This is a genomic window from Candidatus Accumulibacter contiguus (assembly GCF_012940005.1).
Taxonomy (GTDB): Bacteria; Pseudomonadota; Gammaproteobacteria; order Burkholderiales; family Rhodocyclaceae; genus Accumulibacter; species Accumulibacter contiguus.
The window spans coordinates 1-26,155 of the sequence record NZ_SPMX01000029.1 but is presented as its reverse complement, the minus strand read 5'-3'; the positions used below and the strand labels follow the sequence as shown (position 1 = coordinate 26,155).

The following is a 26,155-nucleotide window of genomic DNA, read 5'->3' as shown; positions in this document are numbered from 1 at the left end:
CGTCGCCTGAGCGTTGACGTTGAACTAAAGCGCTGCGCGCTGGTGTAGGCACTCCACCGCCCTTGTCTTATTCGCAGTCGCTCCCCCAACGCCTCGTAATTTCCTTCACGCCAGAACGTCCGTCAACGCAACCCGGACCCCCGGCACCCACAGCGGTGCTACTTTTTCGGAGATCGTGGGCTTGTGCATTCGGCGGTATTGCCCGTCGATGGGTTCGCGATAGACCGCCAGTTTGAGGTTCGCTCCGTTCGTCAAGGACGATGGGGTTCTGCCCCCGCACCATATAACCGGCGGAAGGGCCGCTGCCGAGACACTCGGCAAATCGGTCGACGAGAAATGCCTGCCTGCTGCCTGTCGGCGTCAGCCACGGTAGCCACCGGCATGGCCGGTCTGGTGAACGCCAGGGGTGGCGCGGCATTGCCGTGCCAGGAAGCCGAACTACTCGATCTCGCGCCGCAGCCGCCATTCCTGGACCAGCGCATAGATCGCCGGAATCACCGCCAGCGTCAGCACGGTCGACGAAATCATCCCCCCGACCATCGGCGCGGCGATGCGGCTCATCACCTCGGAACCGGTGCCGGTGCCCCACAGGATCGGCAGCAGGCCGGCCATGATCGCGACGACGGTCATCATCTTCGGCCGCACCCGCTCGACGGCGCCTTCCATCACCGCTGCGTAGAGGTCGGCGACCCCCGGTTCCCGCCCGGCGGCGCGGCAGCTCTCCTTGACCGCTTGCCAGGCATGGTCGAGATAGATCAGCATCACCACGCCTGTCTCCGCCGCGACGCCGGCCAGCGCGATGAAGCCGACGGCAACCGCGACCGACAGGTGATAATCTAGCCCCCACATCAGCCAGACGCCGCCGACCAGCGCGAACGGCACCGACAGCAGGACGATCAGCGTTTCGGTCAGGCGCCTGAAGTTGAGGTAGAGCAACAGGAAGATCAGCAGCAGCGTCAGCGGGATGACGATCTTCATCTTCTCGATGGCGCGCTCCATGTACTCGAACTGGCCGCTCCAGGTAATGTAGGTGCCGGGCGGGAACTTGACCTGTTCCGCCACCGCTTTCTTGGCGTCGGCGACGTAACCGCCGATGTCGCGGTCGCGGATGTCGACGAAGATATACGCCGAGAGGAGGGCGTTCTCGGTGCGGATGGCCGGGGCGCCTTTCGTCACCTCGACGCGGGCTACCTGGCCGAGCGGCACCATGGCGCCGTCCATCGTCGGCACCAGCACGGCACGCGCGATCTGCTGCGGATCGGAACGCAGTTCGCGCGGGTAGCGAACGCTGACGCCGAAGCGTTCGCGCCCCTCGACGGTGGTGGTCACCATCTCGCCGCCGAGCGCCGTGCCGATGACCTCCTGCAGGTCGCCGATCGCCAGACCATAGCGCGCCAGTTGCTGCCGGTCGGGTTCGATGTTGAGGTAGAAGCCGCCGGTGATGCGCTCGGCAAAGGCGCTGGTCGTACCGGGCACGGCTTTGACGACCGTCTCGATGGCCTTGGCGAGCTTTTCCATCTCGTCGAGATCCTTGCCGAAGACCTTGATGCCGATCGGCGTGCGAATGCCGGTGGAGAGCATGTCGATGCGCGCCTTGATCGGCATCGTCCAGGCGTTGGCGACGCCGGGGAACTGCAGGGCCCGGTCGAGTTCGGCGATCAGCTGGTCGGTGGTCATGCCGGCGCGCCATTCGGATTCCGGCTTGAGGTTGATCACCGTCTCGAACATCTCGGTCGGCGCCGGGTCGGTTGCCGTGTTGGCGCGCCCGGCCTTGCCGAAGACCGACTCGACCTCGGGGAAGCTCTGGATGATCTTGTTCTGGGTCTGCAGCAGCTCGGCCGCCTTGGTGATCGACATTCCCGGCAGCGAAGTCGGCATGTAGAACAGCGTGCCTTCGTTGAGCGTCGGCATGAACTCGGAACCGAGCCTGGAAGCCGGGTAGATCGAAATGCCGAGGACCAGCAGCGCGGCCAGGATGGTCAGCTTCTTCCAGCGCATGACGCCGGCGATGATCGGCCGGTAGCCCCAGATCAGCGCGCGGTTCACCGGATTTCTCGCTTCCGGCAGGATGCGGCCGCGGATCAGCCCCAGCATCAGCACCGGCACCAGCGTCACCGACAGGATCGCCGCGCCGGCCATGGCAAAGGTCTTGGTGAAGGCGAGCGGCGAGAACAGCCGCCCCTCCTGGCCCTCCAGGCTGAAGACCGGCAGGAAGGAAACGGTGATGATCAGCAGCGAGAAGAACAGCGCCGGTCCCACTTCCTGGCACGCCAGCAGCATGGCGGCAGCGCGATCCTGTCGGGAATGCTGCGCTGGCAGCCGCTCCAGGTGCTTGTGGGCGTTCTCGATCATGACGATGGCGGCATCGATCATCGCCCCGATGGCGATGGCGATGCCGCCGAGGCTCATCAGATGGGAGTTCATGCCGAGCAGGCGCATGGCGATGAAGGCGATGAGCACGCCGACCGGCAGCATCAGGATCGCCACCAGCGCGCTGCGCACATGCAGCAGGAAAACGATGCAGACCAGCGCAACGATCAGCGATTCCTCGATCAGCGTTCTCTTGAGGGTGGCGATGGCGCGGTGGATGAGTTCGGAGCGGTCGTAGACGGTTTGTACCGTCACCCCTTCGGGCAGGCCGGAGCCGAGTTCGGCGATCCTGGTTTTCAGGTTGTGGATCACTTCGAGGGCATTCTGGCCGTAGCGCGCCATGGCGATGCCGGAGACCACCTCGCCTTCGCCATTGAGTTCGGTCAGGCCGCGCCGCTCGTCGGGCGCCAGTTCGACACGCGCGATGTCGCGGATCAGTACCGGCGTCCCCTGGTCGCTCTTGACCACCAGCGCTTCGAGGTCGCCGATGCCGCGCAGGTAGCCCTTGCCGCGCACCATGTACTCGGTTTCGGCCATTTCGACGACGCGGCCGCCGACGTCGCGGTTGGAATCGCGGATGACCTGCACGACCTTCCGCAGCGGCACACCGTAAGCGCGCAGCTTGACCGGATCGACCGTCACCTGGTAGGTCTGAACGAAACCGCCGATCGATGCGACTTCGGCGACGCCATGCGCCTTGCTGAGCTGGTAGCGCAGATACCAGTCCTGGATGCTGCGCAACTCGGCGAGGCTCCTGTCTTTGCCGAGCAGCGCGTACTGATAGACCCAGCCGACGCCGGTCGCGTCCGGGCCGATCTGCGGCGTCACCCCCCTGGGCATGCGGCTGGACGCGAAGTTGAGATATTCGAGCACGCGTGAGCGCGCCCAGTAGATGTCGGTACCGTCCTCGAAGATGAGGTACACGAAGGACGCGCCGAAGAACGAGAAGCCGCGCACGACCTTCGCTTTCGGCACCGACAGCATCGCCGTGGTCAGCGGATAGGTGACCTGGTCTTCGACCACCTGTGGCGCCTGGCCGGGGTATTCGGTGTATACGATGACCTGCACGTCCGAGAGGTCGGGCAGTGCGTCGAGCGGCGTCCTGAGGATGGCGACGATGCCGCCGACGATGACGAACAGGGTGGCCAGCAGGACCAGGAAACGGTTCCTGCTCGACCAGTCGATGAGTTTGGCCAGCATGGCGAAGGGCTCCGTGGGTTGCCGTCAGTGGCCGGCGTGCGCCGCGTGCGGATTGGCCTGCGCCGCGGTTCCGGTGCTGGCCTCGGGCCTGCTTGCCGAATCGACCTGGCCTTCCGCCCGGTGTCCCGTGCTTGCCGGGGCCGTCCTGGCGGTGGTTTCGCCGGCCGGGGGCTGCGCCTGGGCGAAACCGCCGACAGCCGCCTTGAGGTTGCTTTCGGCGTCGATCAGGAAGTTGGCGGCGACCACCACCTGCTCGCCAGCGCGCACCCCTTCGCGTACCTCGACCTGGTCATCGCTGCGGGCCCCGAGCTTCACTTCGCGCGGCTCGAAGCGACCCTCAGCGAGCTGCACCAGAACGATCTGGCGCGTGCCGCTGTCGATCACCGCCGAGACCGGCACGGTCAGCACCTGGCCCCTGGCGGCCATCGCCAGCTCGACCTGGGCGAACATGCCGGGTTTGAGCAGCATTCCCGGATTGCTCAGTTCGACGCGGACCGGAACGCTGCGGGTTTCCGCCTTGAGCGTCGGATAGATGTAGCGGATGGTCCCCTCGAAAACCTGCTCCGGGTAGGCGTTGACCTTGATCCTGGCCGGCGCACCGGCTTTTACCATCCCGATGTCCTGCTCGAAGACGTCGGCGATCACCCAGACCGTAGACAGATCGGCCACCTGATAGAGCGTTTCACCCGGCATGAAACGCATGCCCTGCACGGCCTTCTTCTCGGTCACGACGCCGGCAACCGGCGAGCGGAAGCTGAGCGTGCGCCGGGAGTCTCCGGAACTGGCCAGGGCCTTGAGCTGCTCGTCGGAGATGTCCCAGTTTTTCAGGCGCGTGAGGCTCGCCGCAGCCAGTTGCTGCATGCTGCTGCGGGCTTCGCTGCCGGCCGGGTGCAGCGATTCCGCCGCATGCGTGGCGAGCACGTATTCGCGTTGGGCAGAGACCAGTTCCGGGCTGTAGACTTCAAACAGCACCTGGCCCTTGCCGACCATCTGACCGGTCACATTGACCTGCAGGCGCTCGACGTAGCCCTCGAACTTGGGGGCGATCGCATACTGGCGGCGTTCGTCGGGCTCGATGCGACCGACCGCACGAACGATCCGGTCGAGCGAGCGCAGGCGGACGGTCTCGGTTCTGACGCCGAGCTTCTGAACCTTTTCGGTGCTGATCCTGAGCTGCTTCGCTGCGCCCGCCCCCTCGTCGGCTTCGTCCGCATAGACCGGAACGTAGTCCATTCCCATGGAGTCTTTCTTCGGTGTCGGCGAGGTGTCGGGCAGGCCCATGGGGTTGCGGTAATAGAGAACCCTGCGCTCTTTCGCCGCCGGCCCGCCGGCAGTGGCGGCAGTCTGGTGAGTTGCTTCCGGATGGCCGGGGGTATTCCGCTTGCCGGCCCAATAGCCCGCGGCGGCTGCCAGCGCGGCGACCGCCAAAGCTCCGGCTGCAATGCGCGCGCCCTGCTTCATAGATCTTCTCCCAGGAGACGTTCAATTTCCGCCAGGCGGGCCTGTCCTTCGGCCTGCGCCCTGATCTGGTCCTGTCTGGCCTGCCGAATCTGCCGCTGCGCATCGAGCAGCATCGCGAAATCGAGCTTGCCGTTCTCGTAGCCGGCGAGCGCGGCCCTGAAGGTCAGCTCGGCCTCGGGCAGCAGGTCATTGCTGGCCAGGGCTTCGCTGCGGCGCGCACCGTCGATGGCGGCCAGATTCTCCGCCAGATCGGCAAGCACCTGGTTGGTGCTCGCTTCCCGGCGCGCGCGCGCCGCCGACAGCATCGCCTCCGATTCGCGTTCCTGTGCGCGTCGCGAGGATTGCTGCAGCGGAATGTTCATTTCGACCATCACATCCCATTCCCGGATCGCACTCTGATACTGGATCGGCCCGGCGCTGATGGTGAAATCCGGGTAACGGTTTTTGTAGGTGAGTTCCCGGTTTTTTTCCGCTGCCTGGAGTTTGCCGGCTTCGGCCGCCAGCAGCGGGTTACGGAGGCGGACACGTTCTTCGAGTGTGGCGTAATCGAGCCGCGCCGGTGGCGGCAGCGGGCGCAGCTTTTCCGGTGCTGCCAGCGGTGCCGTTGCGGGCCGGGCGAGCAAGGCGTTCAGGCGCGTGCGCAGGTGGTGCTGCTCGGTTTCCAGGGCCACCAGTTCGCTGCGCAGCCTCGTCTGCTCGACCTGCGCACGAATGAGGTCCTGCAGGGTCGCCAGACCGTTTGTGTAGCGTGTCTGGAGGATTTTTTCGAGGCGCCGCATCAGGTCGAGGATTTCCTGCGTCAGGCGCTCATTGCGCTGGACGTAGTACCATTGGGCGTAGGTCGTCTTGATTCTGGCGGCGATTTCCGACCAGGTTCCGAAGGCGCGTCCTCTGGCACTCGCTGCTTCGAATTCCGCCACCTCGCGTTTCAGATCGCGTTTGCCGAACCAGGGAAGATCCTGCGACAGCAGGTACTTCGTGCTGCCGACACGGCTCGGGGAGAGCGTCGGGTTCTGCTCACCGGAGTGGGTGATGTCCCGCAATTCCATCCTGAACTTCGGGTCGGGCAGGGCGCCTGCCGGTGTCACCCGTTCCGCCGCCGCGTCCGCTTCCGCCTGCATGGCAGCGTATTCGGGATTGCGAACTTTGGCGAATTCGAGCAGGCTCTCGACCGTTCCGCCGATGGCGACCTCCTGCGACAGGGCAGGTGTTGCCAGACTCAGCATCAAGCAGCAGGCGAATGTCTTCGTGGGCTTGCCTCCTCGCATACCGCCTCCCAATGCTTGAATGGTTCCTGTCGATGATGCCGTGTCCATCGGATGATCACGATCGTCATTGCACCGGTCGCAGCTTGTCCCTCCAGTGGGCTCTTGGCAAATACCCCGCTTGCGAGGCGCGTGGCGCAGTATGGGGAAGCCTTCCCAACGGGACGCTGACGCGAAGATTACATTTCGGTAATGTCCGGCGAAAGTCTGATCATACGGCACAAAATGCGCCATTGGCAGGAATGGGCAATGGAGAACGGCGATGAAAATCCTGGTCGTGGAAGACGAACCGAAAACAGGGACTTACCTCAAACAGGGATTGCTCGAGGCGGGTTTCGTGGCTGATCTGGTGAGCAACGGGCTGGACGGCCTGCACTTCGCTTTGACCGAAGCCTACGACCTGGTGATTCTCGATGTCATGCTGCCGGGAATCGACGGCTGGCAAATCCTGCAGGGCATCCGCAGGGCGGGCAAGGACATGCCGGTCCTATTCCTGAGCGCCCGCGACGCGGTGGATGATCGGGTCAAGGGACTGGAACTTGGCGCAGACGACTATCTGGTCAAGCCGTTTGCCTTTTCCGAGCTGCTCGCCCGCGTCCGCACGCTGTTGCGCCGAGGCAGCAAGGTCCGGGAATCCGGGTTCTTGCGCGCGGCGGATCTGGAACTCGATCTGCGGCGACGACGCGTCACCCGATCGGGCCGGCGAATCGATCTGACCGCCAAGGAGTTTGCCTTGCTGGAATTGCTTCTGCGGCGGCAGGGCGAAGTCTTGCCCCGTTCGCTGATCGCCTCGCAAGTCTGGGACATGAACTTCGACAGCGACACCAATGTGATCGAGGTGGCGATCAAGCGCCTGCGGCTCAAGGTGGACGAGGGATTCGATGACAAACTGATCCGCACGGTGCGCGGCATGGGCTACGTACTGGAGAGCGGCGAGTGAAGCCAGTCCGGCGGCAATCGATCAGCTTTCGGCTGACCCTGCTGTTCGCGTCGGCGTCCACCCTGGTCTTGCTGCTACTCGGCGTTCTCATCACCAACTCGGTCGAACGACATTTCGAAGAACTGGACATGGAGATACTGACCGGGAAGTTGCAACTGGCTCGGCACGCCCTCGAGAAAGTTCGCTCCACGGCCGATCTCGAAGTCATGCCGCAGCACCTCGAGGATTCCCTGGTCGGCCACCCTGGGCTCGCCATGGTGGTCGTCGCGCCAGACGGCCAAACGCTGTTCGCCATGGCTGGCGCCGAGTTCCCGGGTACTCTTCTGGAGCGGGGCGTCGAGCCCGCTTCCCGGCATCCGGTTCATTGGAAGACTCGCGACCAGCAGTCTTTTCGCGGCATCTCCGGTCTTGCCCGGACGAGCATCGAGGGCGCGCCGCCGGCACTCGTGGCCGTGGCGACAGAGATCTCGCACCATGAGCACTTCATGAGCGACTTCAGGACCACCCTGTGGTCGTTCATGGTGCTGGCCGCCTTGTCGATCGGGCTCCTCGGCTGGGTCGCGGTGCGCAGAGGGCTGGCGCCCTTGCAGGCGATCAAGCGCGAGGCGGCGGCGATCACCGCGCAGCGGCTGAATGCCCGCTTGCCGGTCGATTCCGTTCCGGTCGAACTGGTTGCACTGGCCCAGACATTGAACGAAATGCTGGCACGCCTGGAGGAGTCCTTCCGGCGCCTCTCGGATTTTTCTTCCTACCTGGCGCACGAACTGCGGACACCGGTCAGCAATCTGTTGACCCAGACCCAGGTCATGCTTTCCAGAACCCGGACCCCCGAACAATACCAGGAGGTTCTGGCTTCTAATGCCGAGGAACTCGAACGCCTGTCGCGAATGATTTCGGACATGCTCTTTCTGGCCAAGGCCGAAAACCAGCTGATCATTCCGCACCGGGAACGCGTCGATCTGCGCGCGGAAGTGAACGGGCTGTTCGAATTCTACGAGGCGTTCGCCGAGGAGAAGAAGGTTTCCCTATCCTGCTCGGGCAGCGCCGTCGTTTCTGGCGATCGGCTGATGTTGCGCCGGGCCATCAACAATCTTCTCTCGAACGCGATGCGGCATACGCCGACCGGAGGAGGGATGGCCGTGCGTCTGGAGCAAACTGGCGAAAACTGGGTACGGCTGTCTGTCGAGAATACCGGCGAGACGATTGCTGCCGAGCACTTGCCGCGACTGTTCGAACCTTTCTACCGTGCGGATTCCTCCCGGCAACGCTTCAGCGACGGCGCCGGGCTGGGCCTGGCGATTACCCGTTCCATCCTGCGTGCCCACGGGGGCAGTGTCGACACACGCTCCAGCAGCGGCGTGACGGTGTTTCAGCTGAACATCCCCGCTTGAACATCATTCGAAGACTTGACGCAAAGGTTGCCTGGATGCCATTGAATTTCGCTATGGATCCGATTGCCAGAATTTCGTTGATTGAGGGAGGCCCAAACTGTAGTCTGGTGATGGTAGTTTTACCAACAGCCCAAGGAGAGAAGCATGTCCAACGAAGCAAAGTGCCCGTTCTCGGGCGCAGCCCACAAACACACCGTGGCCGGGGCGCCAACGAACGCCGACTGGTGGCCCAAGCAGTTGAACCTGAAGATCCTGCACCAGCATTCCGCCAAGTCCGACCCCATGGGCGAGGTGTTCAACTACGCCAAGGAGTTCAAGAGCCTTGACCTGGATGCCGTGATCCAGGATCTCCATACCCTGATGACCGATTCGCAGGATTGGTGGCCTGCGGACTATGGCCATTACGGACCCCTCTTCATCCGCATGGCCTGGCATTCCGCGGGCACGTACCGGATTGCTGATGGTCGCGGTGGCGCCGGCGCCGGCGCACAGCGATTTGCGCCCATCAACAGTTGGCCGGACAACTGCAACCTCGACAAGGCGCGCCGCCTGCTGTGGCCGATCAAGCAGAAATACGGCCGCAAAATCTCCTGGGCAGACCTGATGATCCTGGCCGGCAACGTCGCGCTGGAGTCGATGGGCTTCAAGACCTTTGGATTCGCCGGTGGCCGCGCGGACATTTGGGAACCGCAGGAAGACATCTACTGGGGGCCGGAAGGCAAGTGGCTGGCGGACGAGCGCTACAGCGGCGACCGTGAACTCGACAATCCGCTCGGCGCCGTGCAGATGGGTCTGATCTATGTGAATCCGGAAGGCCCGAATGGAAATCCGGACCCGATCGCATCGGCGCGGGACATTCGCGAAACCTTCGCCCGCATGGCCATGAACGACGAGGAGACCGTGGCGCTCGTCGCCGGCGGCCACACCTTCGGCAAGTGCCACGGCGCCGGCGATCCGAGCCACGTCGGTCCCGAGCCCGAGGGTGCCCCCATCGAGGAGCAGGGCCTCGGCTGGAAGAACAGCTTTGGCAGCGGCCAGGGTGTCCACACCATCACCAGCGGCCTGGAAGGTGCCTGGACCAACAACCCCATCCAGTGGGACAACGGCTACTTCGAGAACCTGTTCGGCTATGAGTGGGCGCTGACGAAGAGCCCCGCCGGTGCCCAGCAGTGGACGCCGAAGGAGGCTGCCGCGCAGGGTACCGTGCCCGACGCCCATGACCCGAGCAGGCGCCACGCACCGATGATGTCCACGGCCGATATGGCCCTGCGCATGGACCCGGCCTATGAGAAAATCGCACGGCACTTCAAGGACAACCCGCAGGCCCTGGCCGACGCGTTTGCCCGCGCCTGGTTCAAGCTGACGCACCGCGACATGGGCCCGTTCGCCCGTTACCTGGGCCCGCTCGTGCCGCAGGAGGCGCTGATCTGGCAGGATCCGATCCCTGCGCTTGATCATGCCCTGATTGATGAGCAGGACATCGCTGCCCTGAAGGCCAGGGTTCTCGCGTCCGGTCTTTCGATTTCCCAGCTGGTCACCACTGCCTGGGCTTCGGCAGCCACCTTCCGCGGCAGCGACAAGCGCGGTGGCGCCAATGGGGCGCGTATCCGCCTCGCGCCGCAGAAGGATTGGGAAGTCAACCAGCCAGCCGAACTGGCGAAAGTACTGACAAAGCTGGAAGCAATTCAGCAGGAGTTCAACGCCTTGCAGTCCGGCAGCAAGAAAATCTCGCTGGCCGACCTGATCGTTCTGGGCGGCTGCGCAGCCGTCGAGGCGGCTGCCAGGAAGGCCGGCCATGACGTACAGGTTCCCTTCTCGCCAGGACGCATGGACGCGTCGCAGGCACAGACCGATGTGGACTCCTTCGCCGTGCTGGAGCCGATGGCAGACGGTTTCCGCAACTACTGTCGTCAGGGGCTTGAGGCATCACAGGCCGAACTGCTGGTGGACAAGGCGCAATTGCTGACGCTGACCGCCCCCGAGATGACCGTGCTGATCGGTGGCATGCGCGTTCTCAATGCGAATGTCGGGCAGGCCAGGCATGGCGTGTTCACCAAGCGTCCGGAGACACTGACCAATGACTTCTTCGTGAACCTGCTCGACATGAACACGCAGTGGCAGAAGTCCGGCACCTCTGAAGGCGTACTGAATGGGCAGGACCGGACGACAGGTGATCTCAAGTGGACAGGCAGCGTCGTCGATCTCGTCTTCGGCTCGAACTCCCAGCTCCGCGCCCTCGCGGAAGTCTATGCGTGCAGTGACGCGCAGACGGCATTCGTGCATGCTTTCGTGGCGGCCTGGAACAAGGTGATGAACCTGGATCGCTTCGACCTGAAGTGATCTGGAAGACAGATCCTGAAAATCCTCGACAGCGCAGCCTCGACCTGGTTTCAGGTGGTCCCGAAGCAGGCAGGGGCTACGCGAATCTTGCGTGGCCAAGAGGTACGGCTGGGAGATTGCGGCGGAACGCCCCGCCGGGGCTTGCGCCCTACCGCATTACGCCGTTCCGCAACATCTCTTGTATTTCATGCCACTGCCACAAGGGCAGGGCTCATTGCGACCGATTCTGGCCTGCTCGTGGCGAAAGGTTCTGACACTGCGCTGCGCGACCCAGAAACGATAGATGTTGGTCACCGCCTGCGGCAGCTTTTCTTCACATTCGTTTCGCATATGATCGAGATCCCTGCCCGACAGCCATTCCTCGCCGGCCGCAGCGGCGGCCGCAGCGGCGTCGCCTGTGAGCATGAACAGCGGGAAGAGTTGCTCGTCAAGGTAGGCGATCTCATCGCTGTCTTCCTTGTCGTCGTTTGCACCAAGCGCTTCGAACCAGCCTGCAGGCGCCGAATCGATGCCGTGCAGATAGGCCTGGCACCAGGGTACGTAGTCGCTGGGAGAATTTTCGTCTTCGTCCTGGGCATACAGCAGCAGCATGGGTGGTTCGCCACTGGCCAGTTCGGCCTGCAACTGGGTGGCGAGCAGGCGCAGCAAGTCGGCAGCTTCGCCTCCGGCGGCGCTGGCGATCGCCTCCGCATTGCCCAGCGCTTCGCTCAGCCACAGCGCCTCGGGGGTCGCCTGGGGGCCCGATAGCGCCGCGCAGAGATAGCCCTGTACCTCGTCGAGGCGCATCGACTGGGCGAGCGCAGGCTCTTCGAGCAGTTGCTCGAGGCGCAGGAGTTGCTGGTCGGTGAGTGCTGTCTGGATGGTCATGATCTCAGCCACGGGTGTTGGATTGGCTGGAGAAGTCGGCGAGTTGCACCGTCGGCGCTGGCGTCCAGCCCGCCTGACGGCGATCGGCGACCACCGTGGTAAACACGCCGCCGCGCACGTAGAAGCGTGCCGTCAGTCGCATGTAGCGCGGTTGCGTGGCGTTTGCCAGGTCGTCCAGGATGCGGTTGGTGACATCCTCGTGAAAGCAGCCGGTGTTGCGGAAAGACCAGATGTAGAGTTTCAGGCTCTTGAGTTCGACACAGGTCTGGTCCGGAATGTAATCGAGAAGCAGGGTCGCGAAATCTGGCTGGCCGGTTTTCGGGCACAGGCAGGTGAATTCGGGGATTTCCATATGAATATGGAAATCCCGCTGCGGCGCCGGATTGGGGAAGGTTTCGAGGGTGTTGGCGGAGACTGGGTTCATTGTCTTTCCGAGTGGTATCCAGCGAGAAACGAATCGGGCAGGCAGGATGCTATTATAAGCGTTTATAATGGCATTCCGCAGGAATATTCGCGGGTCGTCCACCTCCCGGGTGCGGGGTGACACTCGCTGGGAACCATGCTTTTTCCGATCTCTTCTGGCGCGGCGGCTGCCGCGGCCGCGTTCTGGTTCATGCGCCTGACCAAACTGAAACTTGCCGGCTTCAAATCCTTCGTCGATCCGACGACCATTGCGCTGCCCGGTCAACTCGTCGGCGTGGTCGGCCCGAATGGTTGTGGCAAGTCCAATGTGATGGATTCGGTACGCTGGGTGCTCGGCGAATCGAAAGCTTCGGAGCTACGTGGCGAGTCGATGCAGGACGTGATTTTCAACGGTTCGGGGAGCCGCAAGCCGGTGTCGCGAGCGGCGGTCGAACTGGTCTTCGACAACTCGCTCGGCCGTCTCTCCGGGCAGTGGTCACAGTATGCGGAGCTGTCGGTCAAGCGGCTGCTGACGCGTAATGGCCAGTCCGAGTACTACATCAACAATCTGCATGTCCGTCGCAAGGATGTCACCGACCTCTTTCTCGGCACCGGCCTGGGACCGCGTGCCTACGCGATCATCGGCCAGGGTACCATCTCGCGAATCATCGAGGCCAAGCCGGACGAGCTGCGGGTATTTCTCGAAGAGGCTGCCGGCGTGACCCGCTACAAGGAAAGGCGCAGGGAAACCGAGAACCGGCTGGCCGACACGCGCGAGAACCTGGCGCGGGTCGAAGACATTCGTCTTGAGCTCGCTTCGCAGATGGAGCGGCTCGAAGGTCAGGCCAGCGTTGCTCGCCAGTATCGCGAGTACAACGACGATCTGACGCGCAAGCAGCAATTGCTGTGGCTGCTGCGACGCAATGAAGCGCAGCTCGAGCGCGAGCGACTGGCGCGTGAAATCGATTTGGCGAGTATCGATCTCGAAGCCAGAAACGCTGCCCTGCGTGATCTGGAAGCGCGTCTCGAGGAGGCGCGGGAAGCCCATTTTGCTGCCAGCGACGGCGTGCATGCGGCGCAGAGTGAACTTTTTGCCGCCAATGCGGAAGTCGCAGGTCTCGAAACCGAGATCCGTCACCGCCGCGAATCACGGCGCGAGTATGAAACACGGCTGGCGCAGCTGACCGAAGACCGGGCGCATTGGCAGGCACAGGCCGGCAAGCTGACGAACGAAGAGGAACGCTGGCAGGATTTGCTGGCGCTTGCCGACGAACGTGTCGAACACGGCCAATTTCGCCTGGATGCGTGCCAGGAGCGCTTGCCGCTGGCCGAGGAAAGGCACGCTGCTGCGCTGGCGGCGGTCAATCGCCAGCGTGCCGAGATGACCCAGGCCGAACAGCGCCTGCACGTCGAACAGGCGAATCGTGGGCATGCGCTGCGTTCGCTGCAGAGGGTCACCGGCCGCCGCGAACGTCTGGCAGTCGAACGCGCGGCGCTGCTGGTTCCCGAGACTGTCGATCTTGCCGCCAAGCAGGAGGAGCTTACCGACTTGCGCGAGCGTATTGCCGAGGCACTGCAGATTCAGCAGGGACAACAGGATGAATTGCCGAGTCTCGAGCAGCAGCGGCGTACGATTCTGGCTGAGGTGCAGCACGCGCAGAGGGAACGTGCCGAGGCGCAAGCCCGCCGGATGGCACTGCAGCAACTGCAGCAACGGCTGCAGGCCAACGGCAAGCTCGACGACTGGCTGCGCCGGCATGGCTTGCAGCACGGCGAACCGCTGTGGAAAGCACTGCAGGTCGAAGCCGGCTGGGAGGATGCCGTCGAAGCCGTCCTGCGCGAACGCCTGGCCGCCTTGCCCGCCGCTGCCGCCGATGCGGCGTGGAGCAAGGATCGGCCGGGAGGCAAATTGACCTTGCTGCTGCCGCTGGACGGAGTAAGACCGCCGGCGCTGCCTGCCGACGAACTGTTGCTGGCGCGAATTCGTTGCGCCGATGCGGCATTGACGGCGATTCTTGCCGACTGGCTTGGCGAGGTGCACAGCGCTCCCGATCTGGCGGCTGCACTGGCGTGCCGCAACGGCCTGGCGGCGAGCGCCTGTTGCGTCACCCCCGGCGGCGACATCGTCAGCCGGCAGAGTGTGACGCTGTTTGCGCCGGACAACGATGGGCATGGCCTGCTCGAACGCCAGCGCGAGATCGACGCACTGGCGACGGTGATTGCCGAGCGTGAGGAAAACGTCGTGCAGGCGCAGGCGGGCCTTGGCGAAATCGAGGGGCGCCTCGCCGACGTGCAGCACAGCCTGCACGAATCTCGCCAGCAAGTGACTGCTCTGCAGAGCCGGGCACACGCGCTGCAGGTCAGCACACTGAAGCTTGCGCAGGCCAGCGAACGATTCCATGAGCGGCAGGCGCAGATCGACGCCAGCCTGGCCGAAATGGCCGCCGAGGAAGAGAGCGAGAGCGAACGCCTGAACATCGCCGACGCAGCCATCGATCGGCAGCGCCAGCAGATGCAGGAACTGCAGACGCTGATCGATGCGGCGCAGGGGCGGTTCGAACAGACCGAGCAGGCGTTGCAGGACCAGCGCGAGCAGCTCAAGGGAACGGAACGGGAGCTGCGTGAAGCCGAGTTCTCGCAACGCGAGTGCCGCAACAAGCTGCAGGAGCTGGCCGGCAACCGGGAGCTGGCGCGCCAGCAGATCGAGCGGATCGACACCGATCTGGCGCGCTGCGCGGAAAATGCCAGCGCCCTGCAGGCAGAAGAGCTGGAGCCCCGCCTGCAGGTCGCACTGGATCATCGCGTCGCTCGCGAGCACGCGCTGGCGAACGCCCGCGATGCCCTCGAAGCCGCGGCAAATGGCCTGCGCGCACTCGACGAGGAGCGCCTGAAGGTCGAGCAGAGCCTCGACCCGCTGCGCAACCGGATCGGCGAATTGAAACTCAAGGAACAGGCGGCCAGCCTCAATTTCGAGCAGTTCGCGGCACAACTGGCCGCTGCCAGCGCCGACGAATCCTCGCTGCTGCCCGAACTCGCGGCAGCACGTCCGGCGGCCCTGCAGAGTGCGCTGGCCGCGTTACAGCGCTCGATCGATGCGCTGGGCGCAGTCAACCTGGCCGCACTCGACGAACTCGAAGCGGCCCGCGAACGCAAGGGCTATCTCGATGACCAGTCGGACGATCTGACGCAGGCCATGGGGACACTGGAAAATGCGATTCGCCGCATCGACCGGGAAACGCGGGATTTGCTGCAGAGCACCTATGACTCGGTCAACCGCAGCTTCGGCGAGATGTTCCCGATACTCTTTGGCGGTGGCGAGGCGCGCCTGCTCATGACCGGCGAGGAGATTCTCGACTCCGGCCTGCAGGTCTTGGCGCAGCCACCCGGCAAAAAGAATTCGACCATTCATCTCCTTTCTGGCGGCGAAAAGGCATTAACGGCGATTGCGCTGGTATTCTCGATGTTTCAGCTCAATCCCGCGCCTTTCTGCCTGCTTGACGAGGTCGATGCGCCGCTGGACGATACCAACACCGAACGTTTCTGCTCGATGGTGCGACGCATGTCCACACACACGCAGTTTCTGTTCATCAGCCACAACAAGATCACGATGGAGATGGCGCAACAGCTCGTCGGGGTGACCATGCAGGAATCCGGCGTCTCGCGCATCGTTGAAGTCGATATGGAAGAAGCGCTGCGCATGCGCGAGCAACTCGTTTAGGAATGAATATGACCGACTTGCAGATGGGTTTGATCGCCCTTGGTGTCGCCGCAGTCCTTGGCGTCCTGGCCTACAACAAATGGCAGGAGCACAAGCACCGCAAACTCGCCGAGGCCTTGTTGAGCGCTCGCCAGGCAGATGTTCTGCTCGACGAGTCGGCGGCGCTGGTCGACGATGCCGCCGGCGTGGCCGAGCGCCCGGGTCTGGAGCGGGTCGAACCGCTGCTGCACCCGCAAGGCGGGTCGAAAGCGGGGCCCGCGATGAGGCCGGCGGCGGCCGATGATGCCGAGGCACTGCCGGCCGGCGAGCGAACTGCGCGACCGACACGTGCAGATGAGGAGAGGCCCGCGGTCAAGGCGGGCACGGTGCCCTTGTACCTGTTGTCGCCAGCGATCGATTACATCGCTGCAATCGAGGTCTCCGAACCGGCCGCGGCCTACCAGATCCGTGAAGCGCAGCGTGCTGCTCTGGCGCGGCTGGGAAAACCCTTGCACTGGATCGGTTTCAACGAACAGGAACACGCGTGGGAAGCGATTCTCGAAGACACCGACAGCGCTTACCAGCACATCCGTATCGGGTTGCAGCTGGTCGATCGCCAGGGTCCGGTGCGCGACGGTGACCTGTCGATTTTTCACCTCGCCATGCAGGATCTGGCGACCGAATTGATGGGCTTTGCCGAGCTGCCGCTGCGCGAACCGGCCTTGCAGGCGGCGGCGCAGCTCGACGAGTTCTGTGCCGGCGTTGACATCCAGATCGGCGTCAATGTGATCAGCCAGGGGCAGGTTTTTCCGGGAACGAAGTTACGTGCGCTCGCCGAATCGGCGGGAATGACCATCGACCCGGAAGGCCGTTTTGCTCGTTTTGATGACGAAGGAAAACTGTTGTTCGTGCTCATCAACCAGGAGACGCAAGGCTTTTCGGCCGAATCGATGCGCACCATGACGACGCATGGCGTGACCTTCCTGCTCGATGTGCCGCGGGTGGCGAACGGCGATCGCGTCTTGATCCAGATGGTCGAACTGGCACGGCGCTTTGCCGACTCCCTGCACGGTGCGCTGGTTGACGATAACCGGCGGCCGCTGTCGGAGGGTGGCATCGAGCCGATCCGCCGGCAGGTGGTGCAGTACCAGACGGCGATGGCGACACGCCAGTTGCCGGCTGGCGGTGCCCTGGCGTTGCGCCTGTTTTCCTGACTTGGAAGCACCGTACATGCCTGCCCACGAGCGCGTTCTGGCCTTGCGGGTCGAGATCGAGGAGCACAACCACCGCTACTATGTGCTCGATGCACCATTGCTCAGCGATGCCGAGTACGACCGGCTGTTCCGCGAGTTACAGGCGCTGGAGGCCGAACACCCTGAACTGCTGAGCCCCGATTCGCCGACGCAAAGGGTCGGCGCGGCGCCGCTGCCCGAGTTTGCTGCGCTGGTGCATGCGACGCCGATGTTGTCGCTCAACAATGCCTTTGCCGACGAAGAGGTCGCCGCTTTTGACCGCCGTGTACACGAATGGCTGGCAGCCAACGGCGACCTCGATTACTCGGCCGAACCCAAGTTCGACGGCCTTGCCGTCAGCCTGACCTACCAGGACGGCATCCTGCTGCACGGCGCGACGCGTGGCGACGGCACCACCGGCGAGGACGTGACTGCCAATCTGCGTACCTTGCGCAGCATTCCGCTGCACCTGCAGGGCAGCGGCTGGCCGGCGTTGCTCGAGGTGCGTGGCGAGGTGCTGCTGTGGCGCAGCGACTTCGAACGGCTGAATTCGCGGCAGCGTGAAAAAGGGGAGAAGGAGTTCGTCAACCCGCGCAATGCCGCGGCTGGCAGCCTGCGCCAGCTCGATCCGCGCATCACGGCGACGCGGCCGCTGCGCTTTGTTGCCTATGGCATCGGCCTGGCCGAAGGGGCCGGCTTGCCGGCAACGCACTCGGAATTGCTCGACCGGCTTGCCGACTGGGGTTTTCCGGTCGCTGCAACGCGGCGCCGGGTCAGCGGCCTTGCCGGCCTGCTCGGCTACTATGCCGAGATCGGCAGGCAGCGCGCGTCACTGCCTTACGATATCGATGGCGTGGTCTACAAACTCGATGATCTGGCCGCGCAGGAACGCCTCGGTTTCGTATCGCGAGCGCCGCGTTTTGCGATTGCGCACAAATTTCCGGCCGAGGAAGTGCTCACCGAACTGCTCGACATCTCGGTTCAGGTCGGCCGTACTGGCGCACTGACGCCGGTGGCGCGGCTGGCGCCGGTTTTCGTCGGTGGCGTGACGGTGACCAACGCCACCCTGCACAACGAGGACGAGGTACGACGCAAGGACATTCGCATCGGCGATACCGTCGTCGTTCGTCGTGCAGGCGATGTGATTCCCGAAATCGTTCGCGTGCAGCGGGACAAGCGACCTGCCGGGGCGCCCGAATTCAGCATGCCGACGAGCTGTCCGGTATGCGCTTCGAAGGTCGTCCGTAATGCAGAGGAGGCGGTAGCGCGCTGCAGCGGCGGCCTCTACTGCCCGGCGCAGCGCAAGCAGGCACTGCTGCACTTTGCTTCGCGGCGGGCGATGGATATCGAAGGGCTGGGTGACAAACTCGTCGAACAGCTCGTGGACAGCGCCATCGTGCGCACCCCGGCCGACCTCTACCGGCTGGGATTGCTGGCGCTGGCCAATCTCGAACGGATGGCCGACAAGTCGGCGAGCAATCTGCTGGCGGCGATCGAGCAGAGCAAGCAGACGACACTGCCGCGCTTCATCTACGCGCTGGGAATCCGCAATGTCGGCGAGGCCACAGCGCGGGATCTGGCGCGCCATTTCGGCAATCTCGATCGTCTGCTCGCTGCTGATGAAGCAGATCTGCTGCAGGTGCCCGACGTCGGTCCGATTGTCGCGCAATGCATCCGCCAGTTCTGCAGCGAGCCGCACAACCTCGAAGTCATCGAGCAGTTGCGCGCTGCCGGAGTCGTCTGGCCTGACGGCGAGGTGCTGGCGCCGGCCGGCTGCGCCAGCGCCGGCAAGGTGTTCGTGCTGACCGGAACCTTGCCCACACTGACGCGCGATGCTGCCAGACAGATGATCGAAGCAGCGGGCGGCAAGGTCAGCAACTCGGTGTCGAAGAAGACCGATTTCGTCGTCGCCGGCGGCGAAGCAGGCAGCAAGCTCGAAAAAGCCCGCACCCTGGGGGTCACGGTCATCGACGAAGAACAGTTGCTGGCGCTGTTGAATCTGGTGCAAACGACTCAATGAACCCGTTTGTGGTGTTGATTGCGTGCTGGCCCGGCAGCAGCGCCGCTTCACTTCCTGTGATCAATAGGGAGCAACCATGATCGACCCTCGCCAGGCGATGGCCATTCTGGCCTCGGCCGATCTCATCCACTCGGCCGATACCATCGATGTTGCGGTTCGCCGCGTCGCGCGCGAGATCAGCGAACGGCTGCGTGACCACAACCCGGTATTGCTGTGTGTGCTCAAGGGCGGCGTTCCTTTTGCCGGCCATTTACTGACGCAACTGACCTTCCCGCTGGATTTCGACTACCTGCATGTCAGCCGTTACGGCCAGGCAAAGAGCGGTGGCGAGTTGTCCTGGCGTGTCGAGCCGGAGATCGAGCTGAGCGGCAGAACCGTCCTGGTGCTCGACGACATCCTCGATGAAGGACTGACGCTGGCCGCGATTCGGGATCGCCTGCTGGCACGGGGTGCAGCTGCCTGCTACACGGCCGTGGCTGCTGACAAGCGGATTGGCAGGAAGAAACCGATTCAGGCCGATTTCGTCGCGCTGAGTGTTCCTGACCGCTTCCTTTTCGGTTATGGCATGGACGTTCGCGGCGCCTGGCGCAACCTGCCAGCGATCTACGCCACGCGGGGGGATTGAGATGCTGGCGATCATCGGTGGCAGCGGGCTGACCCGCTTCGTCAGGATGGAGGTAGCGGAGCGCCGGCAGGTGGCGACGCCTTATGGCGATCCCTCGGCGGCGCTGACCTTTGGCCATCTCTGTGGCCGGCCGCTGGTCTTTCTGGCGCGTCACGGCGACGAACATACGATTCCACCGCATCAGGTAAACTATCGAGCGAATCTCTGGGCTCTGCGCATGTGTGCGCCAGTTGGGATCGTCGCGGTGGCGGCGGTCGGCAGCATTCGTTCCGACCTCAGGCCAGGCGATCTGGTGATCCCGCACCAGATCATCGATTACACCTGGGCTCGCCACTCGACCTTCCACGAAGGGCCGCACAGTGCAGTCACGCACGTCGACTTCACCGAGCCCTATGATTTTGTTCTGCGCAGGCAAATTGGCGCCGCGGCCGCAGCGCTCGAGATCAGGGTCAGTGACGAGGCGGTCTATGCAGCAACGCAGGGGCCGCGCCTGGAAACGGCCGCCGAGATCAACCGGCTCGAACGTGATGGCGCCGATGTGGTCGGCATGACCGGCATGCCGGAAGCGGTGCTGGCACGCGAACTGGCAATTCCCTATGCGGCGATCAACGTGGTCGCCAACTACGCCGCGGGACGCGGCGACAGCCGCGAGGCAATCTGCATGGACGCCATTCACACCGTCCTGGAAGGGGCGATGCAGCAGGTACATGCGATTATCGAGAAGATGCTGACGAGCGATGATTAGATCCGTTCTCAGAATGGGCGACCCGCGCCTGTGGCAGAAGGCCAGACTGGTAGAGCAGTTCAACACGCCGCAACTGCACGCGCTGATCATTGACCTCCAGGAAACCATGCGCCACCTCGATGGCGCCGGTCTGGCCGCGCCGCAGATCGGTGTCGGTCTACGGGTGGTGATCTTCGGTGTCGATGGCAATCCGCGCTACCCGGATGCCGAGCAGGTGCCGAGGACAGTGTTGATCAATCCGGTGCTGACGCCGCTTGCGCCGACGATCGAAGAGGGCTGGGAAGGCTGCCTCTCGGTTCCCGGTCTGCGCGGCTGGGTGCCGCGCTGGAGCCAGCTACGTTATACCGGTTTCGACGCTTTCGGTCGGGCGATCGACCGCAGCGTCACTGGTTTCCATGCGCGCGTGGTGCAACACGAATGCGACCACCTCGACGGCATTCTCTATCCGATGCGGATCAGGGACTTCAGCCGCTTCGGTTTCGTCGAAGAGCTTTTTCCTGGTGGTGGCGGCGGTGCGCTCGAATAGCCAGGCTTGACCTGAGCAGCGCGGAATGCATTTTTGCGGAGGACACGAACCGTGGCAGAGCCATACCGGATTCTCTTTGTCTGCATGGGCAATATCTGTCGTTCACCGATCGCGGAAGCGGTGACGCGAACGATGGCGCAGCAGCAGGGCCTGGCGGCGATGCTGTTGCTCGACTCGGCAGGTACGCACGGTCATTACCACGCTGGCGAAGCGCCGGATGTGCGTGCGCGCCGGATCGCGGCCAGGCGGGGATACGATCTCTCCCGATTGCGCGCACGCTCGGTCATCGACGCCGATTTTGATCGTTTCGACCGGATTCTGGCGATGGACGAGGCCAATCTGTTCGCTCTGCAACGTCAGAGCTCCGAGGAAAACCGGTCGAAGCTGGGCTTTTTTCTCGATTATGCTCCAGGTCTCGGAATCAACGAAGTTCCCGATCCGTATTACGGTGCCGACTCGGGATTCGAACGGGTGCTCGATCTTTGCGAGTTGGCGGCGTCAGGTTTGTTGGCTGATTTTGTACGCCGGCGGGGCTTGCGATAGGGCGGAACTGCTTCGTTCTGCCGTATTGGCAAGGAGGATGCACGCAGGCGATTGCACGACAACCGCGAGGCGGCCAATTCTTTGTGAACGGCTGCACACTAGCCGGGTCCGGCCAGCCAGCGTTCACGCACTTCTTCGCGGTGGCGGGCGAACCACAACAGGGCGATCAGTGGCCAGGCGGAGTCGGTGCACCCCTGCTCGGACAGGGCGACCGCCTGCGCAGCAGCAAGGCAGACGACGCGGATGTCCTCTCCCTCATGTGGCAGACCGTGAATGCCGCCGGCACTGCTGCTGTCGACGCGTCCCAGGTAGAGATGGGTGCGCTGCGAGGTCTTGGCCGGGCTGGTATAGAAAGTGCTGATTGGCAATAGATCGATCAGCATGCAGCCAGTTTCTTCCATCGCCTCGCGGCGTGCCACCTCGGCCGGAGTTTCGCCATCTTCGATCAGACCGGCGACGATCTCCAGCAGCCAGGGCCCGCGCGGGTCAGCACGGGCGCCAATGCGAAACTGCTCGATCATCACCACTTCATCGCGCTGCGGGTCGTAGAGCAGGACTGCCGCGACGTCTCCCTTCTCGATGGTCTCGCGAACGATCGCCGGGCTCATGCCGCCGGCGAACAAGCGGTGGCGCAGCCGCCAGCGCTCCAGCCGGTAGAAGCCCTGATAGCAAATTTCCTGTTCGAGAATCTCAACATCCTGCTCGCGCATGTCTGCCTCCCCAACGCGCGCTACGCGCTGTCGCTGATGCGTGGGCCGCTGGGCAGGGTGTTCTGCCCATCCGGGCCATACAGGCCGAGGGCATTGTGGGTTCCCAGGAGTGCTTCGAGTGCCTGCGCGTTGTGTTGCATGCGCATCTGGATCAATTCGCCATTCAGGCGATTCAGTTCACGGGCCTGGCTGGCAATGGACAGCAGCGAGGACCAGGCGGCGCGAGCACGGCTTGCTGTCGGATGAGCGGCAAACCAGGCGGACACGCCAAGGCGATCCGCTTTCAGGCCCTCTGCGGCAAGCGCCTGGTGGCGCTGCTCGGCGAGCGTCGCCAGGGTCAGGGCAAGCTCGTTCTTCTGCTGTACCAGGGCCAGCAGATGATCAACCTCACCTTTGGTGAGCATCTCCTGCTCAAGTTCGAGCAGGCTGACAAAGCGCCTTGCCGCGGCGACTTCCGCCTCAACCGTAGGCAGGAAACCCGTCGTCGTCGCCATCAAGGCTCAGGGAATCAGGCCTGCCTGGAGGAAGCGACGAGTTCGCTGGCAGACGCGATCAGCCGGTCGGCAATCGCCCCGGAATTGATCGTGAAGCGGCCTTCGGCGATTGCCTGCTTGATTTCAGAAACCCGAGCAGCATCGAAGGTCGATGCCTCACCGGGGGACTGCAGCTGTCCGGCGAGTTCACTGAGGTGAACTTCCGTGGCAGAGCGTGTTGCGGGCTGGCTGCCGCTGGTGCGAGGACGCATCTCGGTGGCAGTGATGGCGGTGCTGCTTGTGCGGTCGATCTTCACGGTCGTGCCTTTTAGACGGTTGTACTCAACCCAGGTATCGGCGGATAGCGGCTGAACTTTAACATTCTTTTTCAAAATACAGAAAAATACACTCCGCGTCCCCGCGTACTATCCGGCGGGAAGAAGTCTGCATATCAATACGACACCTCAATACGACACCTCGACGACGCCAGGGCTACGGGCGACGCCACTGACGACCTGTCCGGAAGCTGTTCGAACCTGCGCAATCTGGCCTTCCGTGGCGTTGTTCAGCGCCTTCCCCTCGTTGCTGACCGTGAACCCTGCCCCTCTCGACAGCAGCTTGACGCTTTGCCCTTGCTGAACAAGCCATGGCGCGCTCAACAGATCGCTGCGCAGCGGCTGACCTGCCGCAATGCCGTTCCTGACGGTTTTGCCGATGGCCTGCGCTGGGTCGGTCACGACGCTGGCCGGCAGCGCACCGAGATCACCACTTTGCGCGCGCAGGTCGGCGCTGTTTACGACCTGGCCGGGTGTTAGCTGGCGTGCCGTGACCAGATAGTTACCCGCGATCCTGACCTGTACGGGTACATACACGGTCCATGCTTTCGGGGCAAGGCAGCGTATGCCAACCATTGCATTGCCCCACAACCGACTTCCCGGTTGCAGGAAGGGCTCGAAGGCGATGCATGGCGTTTTTTTGGGCGTGTTGATCAAGTTGCCCGACGCTATAACTGACTTTGCCCGGCAATCCTTGCGTCTGGATACGCAGAAACTCATCGAGGGCAGTCGACAAGGAGGCTTGGCCAAGCACGCCATTACTCGCGAAGGCGAGCAGCATGAGGAGTTGCTTCGGCAATCTGCCGAGGGACTGGAAAACGGGAGAAATACGCATCCCGCCATTCTGCCTGAATCTGCCTGGCCGGCGAAGGATGCGTGTCCTTGGGCAGCCCTGACGCATGACCCGGTCGAATCGGAGCCGTTTGCTGGAAGCCCCTGCTTTCACCGCTGGAGCGACCACTTTGCGAAGTAACTGCTTGGGACTATGGGCAGCCTGATCAGGGTTCAGTCAGCCGGAACGGGCCGCGCATTCGCCTCGCTCCATCCAGTGTGCATCTGCACGAAGTGCGCGATGTGATCGATCGCCAGGGTTGCCTCGGGAAGAAAATCCGCCATCTGGAATGCGTGCGGCACGCCGGGCCAGATCTCGAGCTCGACGTCCACACCCGCTGCGTGCGCCCTTTCGGCGGCGCGAATCGCTTCATCGCGCAGCATTTCGCTGCTGCCAGCTTGCAGGAACAGCGGCGGAAAGCCGTGAAAATCTGCGAACAGTGGCGACACTTCGGGGTCGATGTACTGCTGAGGCGATTGCACATAACACCGACGCAGGACCAGCAGGGTGCTCAGCTGGAGCATCGGGTCCTCGCCGTCGTAATCAGCCATGCTGGGGCTGGTGAGCGTGCAGTCGAGCGCTGGTGAGAGCAGGACGGTGCAGCTCGGCAAGGGTTCGCCGGCCGCTCTTGCTCGGTGGATCGTTACCAGAGCCAGATTTCCGCCCGCGGAATCGCCGGCGAGCACGATGCTTTGGGGATTCAACCCCTGTGCAAGGAGCGCTCGGTAAGCGCGATGGCAATCGTCCGGCGCTGCCGGAAACGGGTGCTCCGGCGCCAGCCGGTAATCGGGGAGGAGGGCGCGCGCGCCGAGGCGCCGGCACAGGCGCGACACCAACGCCGCGTGCGCGTTGGGGAAGCGGAACGCGAATGACCCGCCGTGCAGGTAGAGGATGACCCGCTCGTCGCGGCTACCGGGGACTGTGATCCACTCGGCCGAAACACCGCTGCAGTCGACCGGCGTGCGCAGCACGTCGGGCGCGAGGCGAAAATAGCGGGTGTCGATCTCCTCGTATTCACACCGCAAGGCGGCGACATCGGATTCCTGGGTCAGCCGCCGGCGCATCGTCAGCCGCAGCAGGCCGTTCAGCGCGCGCGTCCGCCAACTGGGGCCAATTTCGATCGTGTGGAGGTAGGTCGGTTCGCTGTGCATGGCATGGCTGTCCTGTCGTGGGTACAGGCTACGCGAAATTGCGGGGTTGTGGAGACATCGCGGCGCCCTGATCGCAAAAGATTCGGCTGAGGCCAGACAGGATAGAATCACATCTTCCATGATCTACTTGGCCAAACGATGACTTCATTGCCCACCCGCTGTCTGCTGGCTGTTGTGTTCCTGCTCGGCGGTTGTGCCAGCCGACCGATCAATCCGCCGATCACGCAGGCTGACCCAACGTGTCCTTTCGGCAACGCTGCGAAACCCCGGTCGCGCGGGCCTCAGCCGCGCGGTGGCTGATCCGCGGTGACCGCCACGGGTGGCGCGCGGCCCCGCGGCCGTGCGCAGGCAAGCCCCAGCGGCAACCCGGCGTTCGCTTCCGTTCGGAACGTTGGAGATCGTTGCGCTGCCGGGTTAGTCCGGCGGAGGTTCGGTACTCTCCGCCTCGGCGTGTGCGAGGGCTTCGCTATAGTTCCAGGGCATCCAGGCCGCCGGATCGAGCGCCACCTTGCCCGAGTGGCGCAGCAGGGAAACGAGGTAGTGGAACGGCTCGATCTTGTGGAGTTCGGCGGTATGGATCAGGGTCATGAACAGATCACCGACGCGCGCGCCGTTCAACGTGCGATAGAAGAGCGCGTTCTTCCGATGCAGAATGGCCTTTTTTGAGTATACGTTCGGTGATGGTAACTACTCAGGGCGACCACGCCGAAGCTCAAGCGAGGCGAGGCTGAGGGGGCTGGCCCTGGAAAGTGAGGATCAGGGCGTGGAAGAGATTGGCGCCCTGCTTGTGCATGGTTGCGAGATACGAGTGAATGATGCAGTAGGCATCGGCCCCCTTCTTGGTCCGGAAGCCGCCGGAGACTTTCTGTTTGACCTTGGACATGCGCACGGCTTGCTCGGCCAGGTTGTTGGTGAACGGAACGCCGGGATCCGTGGCAAAGCGCCAGACATCGTCGGTGTAGGTGCGCAAGCGCAGGAGGAGGTTCGTCGCCTTGCTTTGCCGGGGACGCCCGCGTTTGCCCGAGGGTGG

The 26,155-nt window shown here is 63.6% G+C and carries 23 protein-coding genes; 11 read left to right on the top strand and 12 right to left on the bottom strand.

Features of this window, described 5'->3' with window-relative positions; all coding sequences use genetic code 11:
* Positions 1–438 precede the first annotated feature (438 nt).
* From E4Q08_RS11585 to E4Q08_RS11575, 3 genes are read right to left on the bottom strand one after another with little or no spacing between them, the layout of a single operon-like run.
* A complete protein-coding gene (locus tag E4Q08_RS11585) occupies positions 439–3,570 on the bottom strand; it encodes an efflux RND transporter permease subunit (RefSeq protein ID WP_169070500.1) in 3,132 nt (1,043 codons plus the stop codon).
* 24 nt (positions 3,571–3,594) lie between these two features.
* Entirely contained in the window at positions 3,595–5,031 is a 1,437-nt protein-coding gene (locus tag E4Q08_RS11580; protein ID WP_169070499.1) for an efflux RND transporter periplasmic adaptor subunit, read from the bottom strand.
* A complete protein-coding gene (locus E4Q08_RS11575; protein ID WP_308240118.1) occupies positions 5,028–6,257 on the bottom strand; it encodes a TolC family protein in 1,230 nt (409 codons plus the stop codon). Before E4Q08_RS11575 ends, E4Q08_RS11580 begins: the two co-directional genes overlap by 4 nt.
* 301 nt (positions 6,258–6,558) lie before the next feature.
* Here E4Q08_RS11575 and E4Q08_RS11570 point away from each other — a divergent pair, with 301 nt between their 5' ends.
* The 3 genes from E4Q08_RS11570 to katG all read left to right on the top strand — a co-directional run bounded on the left by E4Q08_RS11570 (position 6,559) and on the right by katG (position 10,967).
* Positions 6,559–7,236, top strand: coding sequence for a heavy metal response regulator transcription factor (locus tag E4Q08_RS11570; protein WP_034916791.1), 678 nt, complete (start codon positions 6,559–6,561; stop codon positions 7,234–7,236).
* On the top strand, positions 7,233–8,627 hold the full coding sequence (locus E4Q08_RS11565) for a heavy metal sensor histidine kinase (protein ID WP_034916793.1): 1,395 nt from the start codon (positions 7,233–7,235) through the stop codon (positions 8,625–8,627). Before E4Q08_RS11570 ends, E4Q08_RS11565 begins: the two co-directional genes overlap by 4 nt.
* A gap of 144 nt (positions 8,628–8,771) precedes the next feature.
* Entirely contained in the window at positions 8,772–10,967 is a 2,196-nt protein-coding gene (gene katG, locus E4Q08_RS11560) for a catalase/peroxidase HPI (protein ID WP_034916795.1), read from the top strand.
* Between the two features lie 156 nt (positions 10,968–11,123).
* Here katG and E4Q08_RS11555 read toward each other — a convergent pair whose 3' ends face one another.
* Positions 11,124–11,834 (bottom strand): UPF0149 family protein, encoded by a 711-nt coding sequence (locus tag E4Q08_RS11555; RefSeq protein WP_034916799.1) that lies wholly within the window; start codon positions 11,832–11,834, stop codon positions 11,124–11,126.
* Positions 11,835–11,838: 4 nt separating this feature from the next.
* A complete protein-coding gene (queF, locus tag E4Q08_RS11550; protein WP_034916797.1) occupies positions 11,839–12,258 on the bottom strand; it encodes a preQ(1) synthase in 420 nt (139 codons plus the stop codon).
* A gap of 189 nt (positions 12,259–12,447) precedes the next feature.
* Between queF and smc the strand changes: the two genes are divergently transcribed.
* The 7 genes from smc to E4Q08_RS11515 all read left to right on the top strand — a co-directional run bounded on the left by smc (position 12,448) and on the right by E4Q08_RS11515 (position 21,624).
* Positions 12,448–15,954, top strand: coding sequence for a chromosome segregation protein SMC (gene smc, locus E4Q08_RS11545; RefSeq protein WP_169070530.1), 3,507 nt, complete (start codon positions 12,448–12,450; stop codon positions 15,952–15,954).
* Between the two features lie 8 nt (positions 15,955–15,962).
* Entirely contained in the window at positions 15,963–17,147 is a 1,185-nt protein-coding gene (locus E4Q08_RS11540) for a cell division protein ZipA C-terminal FtsZ-binding domain-containing protein (RefSeq protein ID WP_169070497.1), read from the top strand.
* A gap of 16 nt (positions 17,148–17,163) precedes the next feature.
* Complete coding sequence (gene ligA, locus E4Q08_RS11535; protein ID WP_034916334.1) at positions 17,164–19,185, top strand: NAD-dependent DNA ligase LigA; 2,022 nt, start codon at positions 17,164–17,166, stop codon at positions 19,183–19,185.
* A 76-nt stretch (positions 19,186–19,261) separates the two neighbouring features.
* Positions 19,262–19,810, top strand: a complete 549-nt coding sequence (locus tag E4Q08_RS11530; protein WP_034916329.1) for a hypoxanthine-guanine phosphoribosyltransferase — start codon at positions 19,262–19,264, stop codon at positions 19,808–19,810.
* 1 nt (position 19,811) lies between these two features.
* Positions 19,812–20,555: an S-methyl-5'-thioinosine phosphorylase gene (locus tag E4Q08_RS11525; protein ID WP_034916327.1), complete on the top strand. Its 744-nt coding sequence runs from the start codon at positions 19,812–19,814 to the stop codon at positions 20,553–20,555.
* Positions 20,548–21,081, top strand: a complete 534-nt coding sequence (locus E4Q08_RS11520; protein WP_034916325.1) for a peptide deformylase — start codon at positions 20,548–20,550, stop codon at positions 21,079–21,081. Before E4Q08_RS11525 ends, E4Q08_RS11520 begins: the two co-directional genes overlap by 8 nt.
* Positions 21,082–21,132: 51 nt before the next feature.
* On the top strand, positions 21,133–21,624 hold the full coding sequence (locus E4Q08_RS11515; RefSeq protein ID WP_034916323.1) for a low molecular weight protein-tyrosine-phosphatase: 492 nt from the start codon (positions 21,133–21,135) through the stop codon (positions 21,622–21,624).
* Positions 21,625–21,722: 98 nt separating this feature from the next.
* Here the strand turns inward: E4Q08_RS11515 and E4Q08_RS11510 are convergent, their stop codons facing one another.
* The 4 genes from E4Q08_RS11510 to flgA form a co-directional block, all read right to left on the bottom strand.
* Entirely contained in the window at positions 21,723–22,334 is a 612-nt protein-coding gene (locus tag E4Q08_RS11510) for an NUDIX domain-containing protein (protein ID WP_034916321.1), read from the bottom strand.
* Between the two features lie 20 nt (positions 22,335–22,354).
* A complete protein-coding gene (locus E4Q08_RS11505) occupies positions 22,355–22,828 on the bottom strand; it encodes a flagella synthesis protein FlgN (RefSeq protein WP_169070496.1) in 474 nt (157 codons plus the stop codon).
* 14 nt (positions 22,829–22,842) lie between these two features.
* Positions 22,843–23,124, bottom strand: a complete 282-nt coding sequence (gene flgM, locus E4Q08_RS11500) for a flagellar biosynthesis anti-sigma factor FlgM (RefSeq protein WP_034916317.1) — start codon at positions 23,122–23,124, stop codon at positions 22,843–22,845.
* Between the two features lie 147 nt (positions 23,125–23,271).
* Entirely contained in the window at positions 23,272–23,679 is a 408-nt protein-coding gene (flgA, locus tag E4Q08_RS11495; RefSeq protein ID WP_308240121.1) for a flagellar basal body P-ring formation chaperone FlgA, read from the bottom strand.
* A 103-nt stretch (positions 23,680–23,782) separates the two neighbouring features.
* Here flgA and E4Q08_RS24735 point away from each other — a divergent pair, with 103 nt between their 5' ends.
* Complete coding sequence (locus tag E4Q08_RS24735) at positions 23,783–24,115, top strand: hypothetical protein (protein ID WP_248594857.1); 333 nt, start codon at positions 23,783–23,785, stop codon at positions 24,113–24,115.
* A gap of 32 nt (positions 24,116–24,147) precedes the next feature.
* Here the strand turns inward: E4Q08_RS24735 and E4Q08_RS11490 are convergent, their stop codons facing one another.
* The 3 genes from E4Q08_RS11490 to E4Q08_RS11480 form a co-directional block, all read right to left on the bottom strand.
* On the bottom strand, positions 24,148–25,125 hold the full coding sequence (locus tag E4Q08_RS11490) for an alpha/beta hydrolase (RefSeq protein ID WP_169070495.1): 978 nt from the start codon (positions 25,123–25,125) through the stop codon (positions 24,148–24,150).
* Positions 25,126–25,539: 414 nt separating this feature from the next.
* A complete protein-coding gene (locus tag E4Q08_RS11485; RefSeq protein ID WP_169070494.1) occupies positions 25,540–25,713 on the bottom strand; it encodes a hypothetical protein in 174 nt (57 codons plus the stop codon).
* Positions 25,714–25,837: 124 nt separating this feature from the next.
* Positions 25,838–26,155 (bottom strand): IS66 family transposase (locus tag E4Q08_RS11480; protein ID WP_169070493.1); only part of this gene is annotated, 318 nt, incomplete at its 5' end.

Excerpts from the sequence above, each read along its gene's own strand:
- E4Q08_RS11585 (WP_169070500.1), bottom strand. The coding sequence starts at position 3,570 with ATGCTGGCCAAACTCATCGACTGGTCGAGCAGGAACCGTTTCCTGGTC.
- E4Q08_RS11580 (WP_169070499.1), bottom strand. The coding sequence starts at position 5,031 with ATGAAGCAGGGCGCGCGCATTGCAGCCGGAGCTTTGGCGGTCGCCGCG.
- E4Q08_RS11575 (WP_308240118.1), bottom strand. The coding sequence starts at position 6,257 with ATGCTGAGTCTGGCAACACCTGCCCTGTCGCAGGAGGTCGCCATCGGC.
- E4Q08_RS11570 (WP_034916791.1), top strand. The coding sequence starts at position 6,559 with ATGAAAATCCTGGTCGTGGAAGACGAACCGAAAACAGGGACTTACCTC.
- katG (WP_034916795.1), top strand. The coding sequence starts at position 8,772 with ATGTCCAACGAAGCAAAGTGCCCGTTCTCGGGCGCAGCCCACAAACAC.
- E4Q08_RS11555 (WP_034916799.1), bottom strand. The coding sequence starts at position 11,834 with ATGACCATCCAGACAGCACTCACCGACCAGCAACTCCTGCGCCTCGAG.
- queF (WP_034916797.1), bottom strand. The coding sequence starts at position 12,258 with ATGAACCCAGTCTCCGCCAACACCCTCGAAACCTTCCCCAATCCGGCG.
- smc (WP_169070530.1), top strand. The coding sequence starts at position 12,448 with ATGCGCCTGACCAAACTGAAACTTGCCGGCTTCAAATCCTTCGTCGAT.
- E4Q08_RS11540 (WP_169070497.1), top strand. The coding sequence starts at position 15,963 with ATGACCGACTTGCAGATGGGTTTGATCGCCCTTGGTGTCGCCGCAGTC.
- ligA (WP_034916334.1), top strand. The coding sequence starts at position 17,164 with ATGCCTGCCCACGAGCGCGTTCTGGCCTTGCGGGTCGAGATCGAGGAG.
- E4Q08_RS11530 (WP_034916329.1), top strand. The coding sequence starts at position 19,262 with ATGATCGACCCTCGCCAGGCGATGGCCATTCTGGCCTCGGCCGATCTC.
- E4Q08_RS11525 (WP_034916327.1), top strand. The coding sequence starts at position 19,812 with ATGCTGGCGATCATCGGTGGCAGCGGGCTGACCCGCTTCGTCAGGATG.
- E4Q08_RS11520 (WP_034916325.1), top strand. The coding sequence starts at position 20,548 with ATGATTAGATCCGTTCTCAGAATGGGCGACCCGCGCCTGTGGCAGAAG.
- E4Q08_RS11510 (WP_034916321.1), bottom strand. The coding sequence starts at position 22,334 with ATGCGCGAGCAGGATGTTGAGATTCTCGAACAGGAAATTTGCTATCAG.
- E4Q08_RS11505 (WP_169070496.1), bottom strand. The coding sequence starts at position 22,828 with ATGGCGACGACGACGGGTTTCCTGCCTACGGTTGAGGCGGAAGTCGCC.
- E4Q08_RS11490 (WP_169070495.1), bottom strand. The coding sequence starts at position 25,125 with ATGCACAGCGAACCGACCTACCTCCACACGATCGAAATTGGCCCCAGT.
- E4Q08_RS11485 (WP_169070494.1), bottom strand. The coding sequence starts at position 25,713 with ATGACCCTGATCCATACCGCCGAACTCCACAAGATCGAGCCGTTCCAC.